The 1,031-nt window shown below is 75.9% G+C and carries 1 protein-coding gene; it reads left to right on the top strand.

The genetic code is table 11. The features are described from left to right. Positions 1-1,031, top strand: a 1,031-nt coding sequence (locus tag IBL25_RS26320; RefSeq protein WP_187781373.1) for an FAD-dependent oxidoreductase, incomplete at both ends; no start/stop codon positions are given.

Here is a 1,031-nt window from a genome sequence, read left to right as displayed (position 1 = left end):
GTCCGGCGCCGCCGATGCGCAGCGGCAGGCCGCGCACCGCGCCGCGCTGTCCGGCCAGCCAGCCCGCTGGCCCGCCGCGGCCAGTCCGGTGGCGGAGGAAGACATCCTGGCCCCCTTCCAGGCGCGCGGGCTGGTGGTGGTGCCTGCCAGCGCGCATTTCATCGCGCCCGATTGCCTGGAGGCCGCCGGCCGCACCTATCCCTTCCGTCATGCTGTGATCGCCGCGGGCAGCGCGCCGGTGGTGCCGGATACCTACGGCCTCGCCGCGGTGCCCTGGCTGCTGCCGGAGGCTCTGCCGTGGCTGGAGGAAGCGCCGGAGCACCTGCTGATCCTTGGCGGCGGACCGGAGGCTGTGGAGCTGGCGCAGACCCAGGCCCTGCTCGGCCGCCGCGTCAGCCTGGTGCAGCCCCAGCCCAATATCCTGCCGGGCCATGAAATGGAGCTGGTGGTGCCGCTGCGGGAGGCGCTGCGCCAGGCCGGCGTCACGCTGCACGAGAACAGCCGTGTGCTGACAGTGGAGCATGCCGGCGCCGGCCTGGCACTGCGGCTGGAAGGCGGGGCGCGGGTGGAGGGCTCGCATCTGGTGCTGGCCCTGGGCCGCGCCCCCCGTCTTTCGCCCCTGGACCTCCCGGCCGCCGGTATCGAGGCAACGCCCGCTGGCGTGCGGGTGCGCGAGGATCTGCGCAGCACCGGCAACCGCCGCGTCTGGGCGGTGGGCTCCGTGGCCGATACAGGCGCGGCCGATCCCGCCCCCGGCCAGCATGCGGCGGTGGTGGCCGAGGCCATGCTGCACGGGCTGCAGAGCCATCTCGGCCCCGTCGCGGCACCCCGGCTGGTGCGCAGCCTGCCCGCCCTGGCGCAACTCGGCCTCACCGAGGCAGAAGCGCGCGCCAATGGCCAGGACCCGCAGGTGCTGCGCGTGCCGCTGCCGGGCGGCGCCACTGGCCCCGGGGTGGCGAAGCTGGTGGCCGACCGGCACGGCAGGCTCCTGGGCGCCGGGCTGCTGGCGGAACAGGCGGGCGAGGTGGCGG

The organism is Pseudoroseomonas ludipueritiae, assembly GCF_014490445.1.
Classification (GTDB): Bacteria; Pseudomonadota; Alphaproteobacteria; order Acetobacterales; family Acetobacteraceae; genus Pseudoroseomonas; species Pseudoroseomonas ludipueritiae.
This window is presented reverse-complemented; position numbering and strand designations above follow the sequence as displayed.